Source organism: Clostridium estertheticum subsp. estertheticum (assembly GCF_001877035.1).
Lineage (GTDB): Bacteria > Bacillota > Clostridia > Clostridiales > Clostridiaceae > Clostridium_AD > Clostridium_AD estertheticum.
Map to the genome: position 1 here is coordinate 3,131,479 of NZ_CP015756.1, position 14,927 is coordinate 3,146,405.

Below are 14,927 nucleotides of genomic sequence, written 5' to 3' on the forward strand. Positions count from 1 at the left end.
TCATAAGAAATGCAACTAATTATTATGAAGTTAGTTGTCTTATTTTTTTATTTATAATAACTAATTAAGTTTCTACCTATGTTTAGCTTACTACTACCTTATTAATATTCTTTTGAATATCCTCAAGTATTGGTTTTAATTCATATTCAAACAAATCTGCAATTAAAATGAAATCTTCGTTTTCAAATGCCTCCACTATTTCCTTTAATTTTTCGTTCATATCCTGTAATGTTATATCTTGGTGATGGATATTTTTTGTAAGCATTAATGCTTCGCTCATCCATTGTATACCTTCTGTAATTGGTGAAATTAATTCGCAAGCTTTTCTCTCCTCTCCTGCTTGAAAATATTCTACTGCCCTTTCTATTCCATTTATCAAATTAACCATATATTCTTTTACACTTTTTAAAGCTTCAAATTGCTCATTCATTGTAACTCCCCCTACTTTTATGCATTTTTATTAAATCCTCATCAACTTTTTTAAGTTGTATTTTAGCTTCTTTTACTATTTCTAGAAGTCCTTTATATATTGTTTCACTTTTCAGTGCAACTCTTTTTCCCTTTTGTTTTTTGTTTTCATCTACTTTTTCCTTAAATTCCTCCGAAACCATAACTCTGGCCATTAATGGTGTATACAATTTTTTTATAATTTTCACGTTTATTAGTTCTTTATTTAGCTTACAATCTAATTTTTCTAAAAGATCAATTGTATTATTTATATCCACTTTCGAGTTTTTATCGTAATATTTATACATCCTAGAAGTGTATACAATAGCCTTTTTACATATCTCTTCTACATTATTAATTGATTTCAAAATATTAATTATATTTTTAATTACTGTTATTTTATTTACTTGTGATTTGTCGTTTAGTATATATTCTATGTTTTTATCTATACCTTCCTTACATGCATATGCTAAAATTGACTCCTGTAGTGCAATATTAAAGTTCCTTTAATATTTGCTCCGCCCTCTGTACTATTAATAAAAGTGATGTCCTTATTTGCTATTATCATTTGTTCTATGTTTTTTCTGTAAAAATCCATGACCCTAGTCGTAGGAACTTTTTCACCGTATATATCATCTACATATAAATATTCAACATCTTTAGAAATACTATTTCCTTCATTGTGTTTTGCATTTTCAGAATGATATTTATTATTTGTATATGCCAAATCTTGACCCACAAAAATAATTTCCCTACAACCTAAGTACTCAGCTAAACCAATACAAGTATGAGCTACAGACCCACCTTGCTTCAAATTATCTACCTCTATTCCTAGCAAATCCGCTGTAATATCTTCTGAATCACTAGTTTTAAAAAATATTTTTTTACCACTATATTCCTTAACTATTTTACAATTGCTTATTTCACAAAACACCAATGGCACCTTACTATGCAATACTTTTTCAAGAATTGTATAGGAAGTTTCACCAGGATCTATGGTACACACAAAATCCGGTGTTATCCCTTCATCTAAAAGGGTTTTTAAGGTTCTTCCACCAGTTATAATTATAAACTGCTCCTGAACTTCCCTTAACATATGAATGTTTTTTTCTAAAGACGGACCTGCTGAAACTACAATTGCAGGTCTGCCATCAAATATATTTTTAAGTTTATTTATAGTTACGCTATTTATTATTGTAGTAATATTACTCATAAAGCAAGTAAAAAATTGTTTTGAAAAATGTAATGATGTACATAACTCTATTGTCATAAAATTTACAAACTCAATAAAACTCTCCCAAAACTCTTTATATTCTTTATCGTATATCCTATCATAGTTTGCATAATTTACAAATTCCACATTATTAATTTCTATTGTGCTTATATTTCTAACTAAAAATTCTTTTAGATTTTCTTTTTTATAAGAAAACAATAAAACTCTGTCCTCATTTAATATCTCATTCAAATTATTACACAACGAGTTTTCAATTAATATTCTTTCATCTGGTTCAATAATAATAATTTTATTGCTTTTGGTTGTTTTTTTTAATATTTCAATGATATGTTCTCCTGTTCCAAATCCCCATACAAGAATAATAGAATTAAAAGTTATTTTTTTAATATTTCCCATAAATCTTTGAATATCTTTTTCTACAGTATATTTACTACCTAAATATATAAATTTGCCATCCCTCTTAATCTTTAATATTTTTTTATCATCCTTACTATCTTCTATAGTGTATCTTTCTTCATCTCTCAGCTTAACTTTCTTTATACGGTCTATTAATATTCTATTTACTTCATTCATAAAAGTTCCTCCACATATTCATCTACTTTTATATTCGTAGAAAATATAAAATACTTTAACGAAAAAAAGAAACAGAATTAAATTCTGTTCCTTTTTTAGGTATCATTATCTTAATAGTTGAAGAATTTGTTGTGGCTGTTGGTTTGCTTGTGAAAGCATAGCTTGAGCAGCCTGACTTAAGATATTGTTTTTTGAGAACTCTGACATTTCTTTTGCCATATCAACATCTCTAATTCTTGATTCTGATGTTTGTAGGTTTTCTGATGATGTGTTCAAATTGTTTATTGTGTGCTCTAGTCTATTTTGCACTGATCCAAGGTTAGCTCTTTCACTTGAAACAGCTTTTAAAGCATTATCTAATGATGCAGTTGCAAGTTGTGCAGCTGTAGCTGTATTTACCGATGCCTTTGCAGTATCAACACTTAATCCAGTTGCAGTCATATTCTTAATATTTAAAGATATTGTCTGATCTGCATTTGCGCCAATTTGGAAGTCTAATGATTTAGCACTGAATGCTCCACCTATTAATGCTTTAGTGTTAAATTCTGTTTGAGTACCTATTCTTGTAATTTCCTTTTGCATTTGAGTAAATTCAGTAGAAATTGCACTTCTATCTGCAGTAGTGTTTGTTGCAGTTGCAGATTGAACTGAAAGTTCTCTCATTCTTTGAAGAATACTAGTAGTTTCGTTTAAAGCACCTTCTGCAGTTTGGATTAAAGATATACCATCTTGAGCATTTTTAGCACCTTGATCTAATCCTCTGATTTGGCCTCTCATTTTTTCTGATATTGCAAGACCTGCTGCATCATCTGCTGCATTGTTGATTCTAAGACCTGAAGATAATTTCTGCATTGACTTAGAAGCACTTGTAGAATTAATATTTACGTTCCTGTTAGCATTCATTGCACTCATGTTGTGATTGATTATCATAATAAATTCCTCCTTGATTTTTAAAGTGGACATCCCTGTTCCACTGTATTAGCAGTTATGCTCTTTAAGCTCAACTACTTTGTAGCTATTCTAATAATATTTTTGAAGTTTAATATCTAGAATCACCTAATATCCTATTAGCTTTTTCTAGTATCATGTTTAACTTCTATTATGTTTATCGTATAGTAAATTATATACTTTATAGTTTTTTAAAATCTTTTTTGTTTTTATTTTTTGAATTACTCTAATCACTATTAAATTTTTTTACTCAAAAATACTGCTTTAGCAGATATATTATTATAGCCTGCCATTCCTGCTTGCTTTTTTTTGTTTTGTTTTATTTTTTTTAACAAATATTCTCTTTTAACTTTCATTTCAGAAGCTAATAATTTATTTAATTTTTCTATTCCATATTTTAAATAATATTTGTTTAATTCTTCTTTTGAATAATTAGCAGTATTCATCTCATCTAAAATTAACTGCCTTTGCAGAAAGATTTCATCTAATTTATCATATTCTTCTGCTTTAACTGTTTGAATAATAATTAAAGTTATATTTTTATAATTAATAAAATGTTCTTCTATATTCAATTTATCACCCACTTTATGTTAGTTAAATTGACAAAGATTATTATCAGCTATCACTTTCTTCTAAGAACTTGTACCAAGCATGGAGGAAAGTGAACTCTGTTGTGAATTCAACTTACTCATAGCTGTTTCTAATGCAGTAAACTTAGCATAATATCTAGTTGAAGCTGCCTCAAGTTGAGCTTTGAATTTAGCAACACTTAAAGTTTTACTATATACTTGATCTGGCAGTGTATTTTTACCAGAAGTTCCTGAAGCACTATGATCATATTGCTTATTTACAAATATATTCATATACCCACTCAATGAGTAAGTACCATCATCACCAAGTCCCGGTGCTGATACATAATCTCTCATTATTGTGTCCATTTTCTTAAATATGCCATCTTCATTGTATTCTTCTGAACCTATATAGGCTTCATTGGTACCTAAAGTAGCGCTAGATGCTCCAATAAATAATTTTTTAAACTCATCAATATTATTTGTAATGGCGTTTTTAAGTTTAGCCTCATCAGTAATTACAAGTTTACCACCATCAGTATAGTCTTTAGATATATCTATTCCTATAGCTCCAGTACCATAAGTACCAAAATTCAAAGCAACTTTACCAGTGTTCGGTGTTGTTTTATCATAACTATTGTATACTGGCGAATAAATTGCACCTCTTAATTGAGTCATTAAGGTACTTAAATAGTCATCTTTTCTAAGCACTCCAACCTTTGCTTTAGTTTCCCATGCTGTAATTTGACTTTCACTCATACTTGTTTTTTGTGCATCAGTTAATGGAGCATAGGCAGTATTTTTTGTTTCTGTTAATTTAGTATTAATAGTTGATATTAAAGTATTATAATCCTCAATAAAACTTTTGATATTAGTCACTGCTGTGTCTGAATTTGCTGTTACACTTACATTAGAAGTAACCCCAGCTTTACTAACCCCTGAAAGATTATAAGTAACACCATTTACAGCGAATTGGTTAGAACTTTGAGTCGTGGTTGTAGCTGTTTGTCCAGGTTCAGTAATTGATACTATAGCATCTTTGCCTGAAACTGGAATCAAATTATCAACTATCCCCAATTTCCCTGTATTGGCACTATTTTTAATTGTCAAACTTGACGCTGAACCATAATTTTTTGATAGAAAAATTAATTTTCCAGTTGTATCATCCAAACTCATTGTAACCGCTCCACCAGTTGCACTCTTTACTTTATCCATTAAACTTTGTATGGTATCAGTAGAAGTGGCACTAATATTTATTGGTTTTGTTGTTGTTGCTGAGTCATAAGATAATTCAAAACTCATGGTATCAGCACCTAAATCTGTTAATTTTGAGCTTGATGAAATTTGACTATTAATTGAAGTAATTGTACCCAATACTGCCGGACTTGCAGGCGTAGAAGAAATACTTAAACTGGCAGAGCCAGTAGTCGTAAATTTTATATGATTACCATTTGCATCACTTACATACGATGCTGAAACTGTGCCATTTAAAGCAGTTGCCGCTATTTTACTATTAATATTTGCAACAATTTCATCTACAGCTGTTAGATTTGAATTTGTATCTGATATAGTACCTATGGCACCTAGAGTAGTATTTCCTATCTTCAATACAACTCCACTCCATGCAGATTCTTCTGCGGAGGTTTTCACATCAACAATAGAATTTAATGAAGACCCAGAAATTTTAGCTTGCTCTGCTAATTGTTGCACCTCCACCTTATATACCCCAGCTTTAGCACTTGAACTAGGCTTTCCTGAAACAATAGTACTGTCACTATTAGTCGCCGTATTTGTATTCAAGGAATTTCCTGATGACATGTACTTACTTGAAAGTGGATCATAATACTCCTGTAATCCCTTTATTCCTTTAATAATATCCCTATAGCCTTCCTGCTTCCATGTTAATGTCTGCTTGTCTTGATTTGCCTTATCTATCTTAAGTTGATAGTTCGAAACCATAGATTTAACCACAGCATCCGTATCAATACCAGATGACATACCTGGTATCCTTAATAAACTAGCACTTGAAGTGCTACTAGTTGCGCTTGTACTACTTGCATAAATACTTGTCATTTATAACAACCCCCTATTTTATTTTCCACCTTTAGATTTTTTATAAGCTTCATTCCAAGTATCGCGAACATCATCGATTAGTGGTATTACCTCATTCATAATTTCTTCACTTTTTTTAATATTTGCATCCATAAGTCGACGAATTATAAAATCATATACTTTCATTAAGCTTTTTGCCCATTCACCACCCATTTCCACATCTAGCGTAGCCATTAGTTCGTAAAATATATTTTGAGTTTTTACAATATTTTCATGAGCCTTTTTAACATCTTTTTCTAAAATGGCCTGTTTACCTATTTTGGCAAATTTTGCAGCTCCATCTACTAACATTAAAAGCAACTGGTCCTTTGATGCAAAATTTACACTATTGCTTTTATAAGTGTTGAATGCATTACCATAAGCGTTCATCGCCATACTCCTTCACTCCTACTTTTTAGTATCTATAAAATTTCCAATACTTCTTTGCTCTTTTTCTAAAGCTTCCTTAAAAACCTGCACATTATATTGTTCATTTTTAAATGCTCCAATAGTTATTTTATGTTTTTTATTATATTTTGAAATTTCACCCTTGAACTCTTCGTAGGTCTCAGAATTTTTTTTTGGATTTCTATCTTTATTTACAGCGATAGACCCTTTTCTATGAACAACACCAGATTTAGTAGTATCTTTTACTCTGCGTCTTATCTCAACATCAATTTTATTTAATTTAAATTCCATAATAAACCTCCCAACTTTATCCTAGTGGGTTACTCCTTTTATACTAAAAGGTTATGCTTTTTTATCTACTAAAACACCAGCCATTTCACACATTTTAGCTACCACATCAAGTATTTTCCTTGAGGGAATCTCTTTTATAACTTGATTAGTATCGTTATCAACGACCTTTACAATCATTTGATTAAAAAAGTCATGTTTATCATATTGCAGATGGGTACCATCGCCCTCTAAAAATTTATTCACTTTTTTTACTGCACTCTTAATTTCATTTTCACTATTCTCATTTTCACTGAGTAAATTATCATTCTCATAAGGTTTAGAACCATTAATGTTTTCTGAGTATTTATTATAACTATTCAAATCTATAAAATCATTTTTAATGTTACCTCCAATATCCATTTTTCTCTCCTTTTATTTTTTTAACTTTTCTAACATCAATGCATCAACAACCATAGCTCTTTGATTCTCATCTATCACTTCTTTATAAAGTTCTTTTCTTAAAATGCCAATTTCTCTGGGTGCATTTATAGCAATTTTCACTGAACCATTTTCAATCTTTACTATTGTTATTTCTACATTTTCACCTATCATCAGTGATTCACCTTTTTTCCTACCTATTACTAACATTTAGACCTCCCATCTCGCTGCTTTTTAGTAAAAATAACAATTATTATTTGCTATTCTCTTTAAATAGAGGTTCCTTTATTCTATACTTATCATTATCTAATATTAATTGTTCTCCTACTTTTTCTTTTGTATTAATAATGATCGGAGCTTTTAAATTAGTGGTCATCTTATTTACATTTGAACTTAAAGTTACTGTAGTCAAAACCAATACTTCTTCTGGCTCTGTTATTTTAAGTTCTAATACACAGTTGTCTGGTACCTTAAATTCATACTCTTGAGATATCGTAAATGGAGATACCAAAACAAGACCTACTTCGGTATTTTCAATTGAGTGTAACACACTAAAAATGCCATTGTTTTCTATTGGGAATATTATGAATTTTTTTAACTCTTTAAACCCAGGCAGACCTTTTTTAAACTTTATAACATCTTCATCATTATATTCTCTAACTCCATGATACTTAGTGACTAGCTCCATTTTTCACTTCACTCCTTTAGTAAAAAGCATTTTAACCTTAATATTCATTTTACATTTTTCTATTTAAAATTATGATTTAAATTTTTCATTATTTATATTTGTCCATTATAGATAATCAAGTAATGAAGGCTGAAGTACCTTTGCACTAGTTTGAAGAGCTGCCGTGTACACAGTTTGCATTGTAGCATATTCCATTGATTTTTCTGTAATATCTATATCCTCAGTTGTGGATAAAATTTCTGTCATATTGGTGTTTTGATCTACATTTCTAGCTAAAGCACTATCCATTCTGTTTTGCTTAGCACCAACTTGCGAGCGTAATTTCAGAACATTAGTCATAAAATTTTGAATACCCTTTAAATCCGTAGTTGTTAACTCATTAACAGCAGCCGTTGTATCAGCTACATTTTTACCAGCATCGAGATTGCCTGTAATATTGGCTAAAAGACTTGTAAGACTCTTTTCACCTCCAAAATCCACAACATCAGAAGCTGTTACATTATAATCCATAGTCACCCCTTGAGAAATTTCAACCGAAAGTTTAGCTTTTGAATTAGCTACATCTGTTACAGTTGCACTATCAGCTGTTAAACTCAACGTTGTATTATCTTTATTAGTTGTACCTGTTGCACCTGTTACAACCGCGGCAGCTGTAGGCTTATCTGTTCCTCTTGTCCCACCAAATATATATTTGCCATCAAAACTCGTGTTTAATATTTCAGAAAGTTCTGACACCCTTTGATTAATTTCATCCTTCACAGCTGTTCTTTGATTATCACCATAACCAGCATTACCCACCGAAACTAAAAGCTCTTGAATTCTAGTAGCTACTTTGCCTACGTGATCCAATGCTGTGTCTGTTACATCAAGCCAATTTGATGTATTCGAAATATTATCATTATATTGTTTATTTGCATCTATATCTGAATATATTTGCATTATCTTAGAAGCTTTAGAAGGGTCATCCGAAGCCTTTCTTATTTGCTTACCAGTAGCCATTTGAGTTTGAATCGTACTCAGATTATTTAAATTTGTTTTCATGTCCCTTAAAAAATTATTGGATAACATTTTATTGGTTATTCTCATATATTCACTCCTTAATTAATACACTCTAAGTTCTATTGTTTATTTTTTTAAACCATTGACAATTAAATCTAGGAGCTCATCAACAGTTGAAATAATCTTTGCATTTGCTGCATAAGCATGTTGATATTGAATTAGATTAGCCATTTCCTCATCCAAAGATACCCCCGATATAGAAGTTCTAGATTGCTCTAAACTCGCAAGTTGTATTTCATGATTTTTTACAGTTCTTGTGGCCTCTTGAGTCTGTATCGCTAAATCATTAACGATTTTTGTAAAATATCCCCCAATAGTCGATCCATCCGTAGCAGAACTAATAGTCAACAGTGAAGTTGTGCCCCCAGTAATAGTGTTTCCAAAACCAGCTCTAGTAGTAATCCCATCGCTATTATCTGGAATTTTGAATTTAACATCTCTAAGCTGTGCAATAGCTAATGCTCTAGTTCCGTCAGTTTTCCCTGGGTTTTCACCTGCTCCGACCTTTATTTTCGTTGTGTCAGCAATAATTATTGGATTAACTGTAATATTTCCTGCCGTAATTCCTGCTTCCCCAACAGTTGTATGATTTGTACTATTGACAAAAAAATCATCTATCCCATCATTACTAGTAGCCGACCCATCATGCACAGCATTCACAGAAAATGCAATACTCTTAGCTAGGCTATTTAGTTTATTCTTATATGTAGCTATATTAGTTTGTACATCCATGTAGCCCTTTAGCTCTCCTGTTGTGGGAGTATAATCAATTGGACTATGTGGCGGTATATTAACATCATCTTTATCTATCAAAGATATTTTTTCTGTAGTTTCATCATAATAGAATCTTTTCACACCAGTATTTGAAGTTGCTTTTACAAGGTAAGTACTGTTACCATCTTTATCAGTAACTTTTATATCCTGTCCTCCAAATGATTGTTTGTCAATTTTTATGCCAAATTTTGTGCTTAGCTGGTCTTCAAGCAAATCCCTTTTATCCATTAAATCATTAGGCTCATTTCCACCAACCTTTACTTTTATTATTTGTTGATTTAATTCATCTACTTGATTAAGCATACTGTTTATATCTACTACATCCTGCTTAATAACTGCATTACAGTCACCTTTTAGGGTTGATAACTGATTATAAGTGCTATTTAATTCGTCAGTTAGTGCTTTAGACTGCTGTGCAACTACGGTTCTTGTACTTGAAAGTTCAGGGCTTGTTGATAGCGCTTGCCAAGAATCAAAGACCTTTCCTATCAATTTTGACACACCAGTCTCGCTAACTCCATTAAAAACGGTCTCAACCTTTGAAAGGAACTCTTCTTTACCCTGGTTTAATCCCAGAGCACCATTTTCATCTCTTATCTGGTAATCCAAATAACTATCTCTAATTCTCGTTATGGATGAAATTTGTACACCAGTACCTAATTGACCTGGTCCTATAGCGTTATTCATAGATGGCATACCAAATGGTGTTGTAGTCTCCATAGTTGCTCTTTGCCTTGAATATCCGTCGGTATTAGCATTAGCTATATTATGACTTGTTACATCTATTGCTCCTTGTTGAGCGGTCAAACCTCTTACTGCTACGTTCATCGTTGAATATAATCCTGACATTATCCCACCTCCTACTATTTTTTCACTTTACCGTATCCATTGTAAGTTTTTGCTTCCCTTACTGGATTTAATACATTTAACATTCTATTTGTAAAACTAAGTCCTTGTCTTATAAGTAACTCGTTTGTGTCCTTTTGTAATACTACAGCTTGTAATAACAATTTAATTGCATGGAAATTCTTTTCAAGTTCTGGATTTTTCGCCGCCTCAATTATTGGTCCCATAGCTTTATTCTCGGTAATTTTTCGTCGTAACACTTCCATGTGAGCTATGTTTTTATTTGCTGCTTTAATTTTATTTACGCATGCTTCCATTCCAAATATGTCATTAGTGACTATGTTTTTGTGTTGATTTTCAAGTTCTAATAAAAGAACCTTAAGCGATTGCGTTTCGTTTATCATAACATCATTTAGTTTTTGCATCATAACTAAATATCTCTCCCCTTCATGTTATCAATAATTTTTTTAGCTACTAATTTTGAATCCACGTTGTAGGTACCATTATTTACTTTGTCTTTTATAGCTGCTATTTCCTCATTAGAATTAACTGATTTACCATCTAATGCTAAAGCACTTAAACTTTTTCCTGCTGCTGACAACTCAATAGTATCTTTTGTCGTTTTTGTAACCTTGACCTCTGCTTTATTTGTATTCTTTTTGTAAAAATTAATCACATTAGGTTTTACTCCATCTATTTTCATTTTTTTCACTCCTAGCTTTTTATATCTTTGAGCCTCTAATTTCTTATCTACTTCTATTATCGTATAGAATTCTTTAAAGTTTATACGATAAACAAAAAAAGGAATAAATTTTCTTTATTCCTTTTTATATAATATGTAATTTCAGATCTATTCTGTTAGAGTTTTAACTCTTTCTTCTCCACTAATTATACTAGTAATTCTAACTCCAAAATTCTCGTCTACTACTACAACTTCGCCGTATGCTACTTTTTTGCCATTTACTAATATCTCTACTGGCTCTTCCGCCAATTTATCAAGCTCAATTAAAGATCCAGTACCAAGATTTAAAATATCTCTTATATTCTTTTTAGTTTTACCAAGCACTACAGAAATTTCTAATTGAACATCTAATATTAAATCAATGTTTCTAGGATTATTATATAGTGGTGCTTTTTTTAGAGGCTGAAAAGCCGCTTTGCGAACCTCTACTTGTGGCTCTTGTCTTTCAATTGGTTTCGCATAATATTCTGGTTCTGGTGAAGCTTTCGCACTATTTGATTCATATTGTGGTACTGAATCATCAGCCTTTGGTTGTGTTTCTGGTGTTTTTGTCTCAATTGGAGGTTCAACTACTTTCGCTGGCTCCTCACTCGCTTCAGTCCCCATCATAATAGAGACTATTTTTTTAGCAGTTTCTATAGGAAGTACTTGCATTATAACACTATCAACTAATGTACCTATAGTCATTTTAAAAGCTACCTGAACGACCTGCTCATCTTCACCTATATCATCATTTAAGGGTGAAGTACCCTCATCCCATATTTTAGATTGTGGAGGTGAAATATTAACTTCCCTTGCAAACATTGTTGCCATAGATGTCGCAGCAGATCCAATCATCTGATTCATAGCTTCTGATACTGCACTAAGTTCAATTTCTGATAGCTCTGGTTTACCTTCTATGTTACCATCTCCACCCATCATCAAACTAGCTATAACTGCTGCATCAGTATTCTTAATTACTAAAAGGTTCCCCCCCGCAATACCACTTGTAAATTTAACGTCTAAAGCAATATTGGGGATCTCAAATGTACCTCTTAGTTGTTTGAGTGTGCTTACCGTAACTACTGGCGTTGCAATGTTAACAGGCTGGCCTACAATAGTTGAAAGTGCTGTTGATGCTGAGCCCATAGAAATATTTCCAACTTCACCTAACAAATCTTTCTCACTATCAGTTAATTCAAATGATTCTATAGATTCAGTCTTTATATCTTTGTCCGCACTTATGTCCTTAGTATCTACTCCCTCAGCCGAGTTCGCCTCTTTTGCAGAGTCTGTAGTTGGAGTTGAATCCGCACCGTCTCCATTTAAGAGAGCGTCGATTTCTTCTTGTGAAAGAAAGCCGTTACTCATAATTTTCCACATCCTTATCTATTATATCTATTATCTCAATTCCCCTGTTTTTGCCTATAGTACCAGGTTTGCCAGTATAACATAAATGATCTTCAACAAATAGATTAACTTGGCTATCACTTGAATTATCAAGAGTTATTACATCACCTTCAGTTAATTGCAGAAACTCATCTACTGTAATATTAGTGCTACCTAGTATTCCAGTCATTGGAACACTTACTATATTTAATCTACTTTTTAATCTATTTCTAGATTCATTTACAACTTCTTCATCATTTTCTCTAAACCAATATTGAACAACCAGTTTATCAAGTACTTTTTCAATACTTAAATAAGGTATACACATATTTATAAATGTAGTGTTTTTACCCATTTCTACGGAAAAAGTAATTAAAGCAACTGGTTCATTTGGTGCTAGTGTTTGATTAAGTGATGGATTAGTTTCTAATGCCTCAATCTCTGGTTCTACGTCCAAAACATCTTCCCAAGCAAGTTTCAAGTTAGCTATAAGTCCTGCATTAACATTTCGTAATATGTTTTTATCTATATCAGAAAATTCCTTATTTGCAACCTTCCTATTCCCCATTCCACCTAAGAGTATATCAATCACTTGAAAAGAAAATTGAGGATTAGTTTCAAATAATATAGAGCCACTTAAAGGTGGCATCTTAAATATAGTTAAGATAGTAGGATTAGGAATTGAATGAATAAATTCCTCATATGTTATTTGCTGAATACTTTCAATTTGAATCTTTACATTATTTCTTAGCTGTGCAGATAAATAACTTGATATTATTCTTCCATAATTATCATGAATTAACTCAAGCGTTCTCAAATGATCTTTTGAGAACTTTTGAGGACTCTTAAAATCATATAATTTAACTTTATGCTTTTCTTCTTCATTTGGAATCTGATCTGGCTCTATTTCCCCAGAAGATAGGGCAGATAGAAGTGAATCTATTTCACTTTGTGATAATACCTCTGCCATAATTCTACCTCATTCCCCTGTAATATAATTGTAATATTTAACTTACTTTTAGTAAAGTTTTATCTTTCGATAAGTCTTATAGAAAAATAAGCTCTTACCGAAAGGGAATCTCTTATCTTTCAATAAGTTTACCAATATCAATTAATGTGACTATTCTATCCTTAAAGTTTATTATTCCTTTAATATAGGCTTTATCTTTATCAGTTTCAATCTTTTCAATTAAATCTGTTTCAATTTCTAATACTTCATCAACTTGGTCTACAGTTACTCCAACAGACTCTTCTTTTAGATTTAAAATAATAATATTTTCTTGTTCTATGCTGCCTTTTTCAATATCTAAAAGGAGATTAATATCTAAAAGGGAAATTATATTACCTCTTAGATTAATTAGTCCCTTTATGTATGCAGCAGATTTAGGTACATTTGTGATTTCCATCATATCATTAATGCTTTGAACACTTGATGCTTCAACCGCAAATTGTTCCTCATTAACCTTAAATACAATTACTTGCATAACTCTCCCCCTTTAACCTAAAACTTTTTTTATTGCCTCAAGTACTCTATCTGATTGGAATGGTTTAACTATAAAATCTCTTGCACCAGCTTTTATTGCATCCATAACCATAGTCTGTTGGCCCATTGCACTACACATAATTACTTTTGCTGCTGGATCAAATGCTTTAATTGCTTTAACAGCTTCTATTCCATCCATTTCAGGCATAGTAATATCCATAGTAACAATATCTGGTTTTTCTGCCTTATATAATTCTACACCCTTTAGTCCATTACTTGCTTCTCCTACAATTTCAAATCCGTTTTTCTCCAATATATCTTTTATCATCATTCTCATAAACGCAGCGTCATCAACAATTAATACTCTAGCCATTTTATAATACCTCCAATTAGTTTACACCTAGTGAATTTAATATTTTTTCAAGCGATCCGGGCATTGGTATATAATAAAAATGCCCTCTTATTTTTTCATTTTCCTGTAAAAAGTTTGTTTCTAAATCAAGTACATACTCATCAAATTGACCCGCTTCAATAAAGGTCGTTGAGAGTATTGCTGCCATCATATCTAGTGCTACTGCTGGCACGGAAGGCCTAACCTCAAGTTTCGTAAGTTCTGCTATTGCATTCATGAAAGAACTTGAAATAATATTTCCAATCTCACAGAGTGCTGAGTTTCCAATCTCTGTTATTTGCTGCTGCTCTTTTCCTACAAGCCCTGATATAATTCTTAGAGCAACATCCTTTTCCAAAGTAAACAATATATTACCCGGTATATCTCCAAGTACTCGCACAACAACACCAATTACTACTACTTCGACGTCTATACTTGAAAAGATATCATCAAATGGAATAATATTTACTGCTGGCACGCTCATATCTACTTTTTCATTCAGTAACTCTGATAAAGCAGTCGCTGCATTGCCTGCACCAATATTCCCCACTTCCTGTAGAACATCAAGCTGCATAGGAGTAAGCTCAGAATAATCCAT

Annotated in this window: 20 protein-coding genes; all 20 read right to left on the bottom strand. The window is 31.7% G+C overall.

Going from position 1 to position 14,927, the window contains the following annotated elements; genetic code table 11:
• Positions 1-82: 82 nt before the first annotated feature.
• The 20 genes from A7L45_RS14565 to A7L45_RS14655 all read right to left on the bottom strand — a co-directional run bounded on the left by A7L45_RS14565 (position 83) and on the right by A7L45_RS14655 (position 14,927).
• Positions 83-430 carry a DUF8042 domain-containing protein gene (locus A7L45_RS14565; RefSeq protein ID WP_071613464.1) on the bottom strand — a complete coding sequence of 116 codons (348 nt, stop codon included), beginning with the start codon at positions 428-430 and terminating at the stop codon, positions 83-85.
• A complete protein-coding gene (locus A7L45_RS23900) occupies positions 423-815 on the bottom strand; it encodes a hypothetical protein (RefSeq protein ID WP_236900455.1) in 393 nt (130 codons plus the stop codon). The genes A7L45_RS14565 and A7L45_RS23900 overlap by 8 nt, the downstream gene beginning before the upstream one ends.
• Positions 816-916: 101 nt before the next feature.
• Positions 917-2,254, bottom strand: a complete 1,338-nt coding sequence (locus A7L45_RS14570) for a motility associated factor glycosyltransferase family protein (protein ID WP_236900456.1) — start codon at positions 2,252-2,254, stop codon at positions 917-919.
• Between the two features lie 105 nt (positions 2,255-2,359).
• Positions 2,360-3,184 carry a flagellin N-terminal helical domain-containing protein gene (locus tag A7L45_RS14575; protein WP_071613465.1) on the bottom strand — a complete coding sequence of 275 codons (825 nt, stop codon included), beginning with the start codon at positions 3,182-3,184 and terminating at the stop codon, positions 2,360-2,362.
• 254 nt (positions 3,185-3,438) lie between these two features.
• Positions 3,439-3,786, bottom strand: coding sequence for a hypothetical protein (locus A7L45_RS14580; protein ID WP_207647738.1), 348 nt, complete (start codon positions 3,784-3,786; stop codon positions 3,439-3,441).
• A gap of 48 nt (positions 3,787-3,834) precedes the next feature.
• Complete coding sequence (fliD, locus tag A7L45_RS14585) at positions 3,835-5,844, bottom strand: flagellar filament capping protein FliD (RefSeq protein WP_071613467.1); 2,010 nt, start codon at positions 5,842-5,844, stop codon at positions 3,835-3,837.
• Between the two features lie 18 nt (positions 5,845-5,862).
• A complete protein-coding gene (gene fliS / locus A7L45_RS14590; RefSeq protein ID WP_372445224.1) occupies positions 5,863-6,258 on the bottom strand; it encodes a flagellar export chaperone FliS in 396 nt (131 codons plus the stop codon).
• Positions 6,259-6,270: 12 nt separating this feature from the next.
• On the bottom strand, positions 6,271-6,561 hold the full coding sequence (locus A7L45_RS14595; protein ID WP_071613468.1) for a hypothetical protein: 291 nt from the start codon (positions 6,559-6,561) through the stop codon (positions 6,271-6,273).
• A 51-nt stretch (positions 6,562-6,612) separates the two neighbouring features.
• On the bottom strand, positions 6,613-6,960 hold the full coding sequence (locus A7L45_RS14600; RefSeq protein ID WP_071613469.1) for a flagellar protein FlaG: 348 nt from the start codon (positions 6,958-6,960) through the stop codon (positions 6,613-6,615).
• 12 nt (positions 6,961-6,972) lie between these two features.
• Positions 6,973-7,188 (bottom strand): carbon storage regulator CsrA, encoded by a 216-nt coding sequence (csrA, locus tag A7L45_RS14605; protein WP_071613470.1) that lies wholly within the window; start codon positions 7,186-7,188, stop codon positions 6,973-6,975.
• Between the two features lie 43 nt (positions 7,189-7,231).
• Positions 7,232-7,666, bottom strand: a complete 435-nt coding sequence (gene fliW, locus A7L45_RS14610; RefSeq protein WP_071613471.1) for a flagellar assembly protein FliW — start codon at positions 7,664-7,666, stop codon at positions 7,232-7,234.
• Positions 7,667-7,771: 105 nt separating this feature from the next.
• Positions 7,772-8,752 (bottom strand): flagellar hook-associated protein FlgL, encoded by a 981-nt coding sequence (gene flgL / locus A7L45_RS14615; RefSeq protein ID WP_071613472.1) that lies wholly within the window; start codon positions 8,750-8,752, stop codon positions 7,772-7,774.
• 39 nt (positions 8,753-8,791) lie between these two features.
• The gene (flgK, locus tag A7L45_RS14620) at positions 8,792-10,348 is read right to left on the bottom strand and encodes a flagellar hook-associated protein FlgK (protein WP_071613473.1); all 1,557 of its coding nucleotides are present in this window, start codon (positions 10,346-10,348) and stop codon (positions 8,792-8,794) included.
• Between the two features lie 14 nt (positions 10,349-10,362).
• The gene (locus A7L45_RS14625; protein ID WP_071613474.1) at positions 10,363-10,773 is read right to left on the bottom strand and encodes a flagellar protein FlgN; all 411 of its coding nucleotides are present in this window, start codon (positions 10,771-10,773) and stop codon (positions 10,363-10,365) included.
• A gap of 2 nt (positions 10,774-10,775) precedes the next feature.
• Positions 10,776-11,048: a flagellar biosynthesis anti-sigma factor FlgM gene (gene flgM, locus A7L45_RS14630; protein ID WP_071613475.1), complete on the bottom strand. Its 273-nt coding sequence runs from the start codon at positions 11,046-11,048 to the stop codon at positions 10,776-10,778.
• 147 nt (positions 11,049-11,195) lie between these two features.
• Positions 11,196-12,437 (bottom strand): flagellar motor switch phosphatase FliY, encoded by a 1,242-nt coding sequence (gene fliY, locus A7L45_RS14635; RefSeq protein ID WP_071613476.1) that lies wholly within the window; start codon positions 12,435-12,437, stop codon positions 11,196-11,198.
• Positions 12,430-13,425 carry a flagellar motor switch protein FliM gene (fliM, locus tag A7L45_RS14640; RefSeq protein ID WP_071613477.1) on the bottom strand — a complete coding sequence of 332 codons (996 nt, stop codon included), beginning with the start codon at positions 13,423-13,425 and terminating at the stop codon, positions 12,430-12,432. The genes fliY and fliM overlap by 8 nt, the downstream gene beginning before the upstream one ends.
• A gap of 112 nt (positions 13,426-13,537) precedes the next feature.
• A complete protein-coding gene (locus tag A7L45_RS14645; protein ID WP_071613478.1) occupies positions 13,538-13,939 on the bottom strand; it encodes a chemotaxis protein CheW in 402 nt (133 codons plus the stop codon).
• A 12-nt stretch (positions 13,940-13,951) separates the two neighbouring features.
• On the bottom strand, positions 13,952-14,311 hold the full coding sequence (locus A7L45_RS14650; RefSeq protein WP_071613479.1) for a response regulator: 360 nt from the start codon (positions 14,309-14,311) through the stop codon (positions 13,952-13,954).
• A 16-nt stretch (positions 14,312-14,327) separates the two neighbouring features.
• Positions 14,328-14,927, bottom strand: coding sequence for a chemotaxis protein CheC (locus A7L45_RS14655; protein ID WP_071613480.1), 600 nt, complete (start codon positions 14,925-14,927; stop codon positions 14,328-14,330).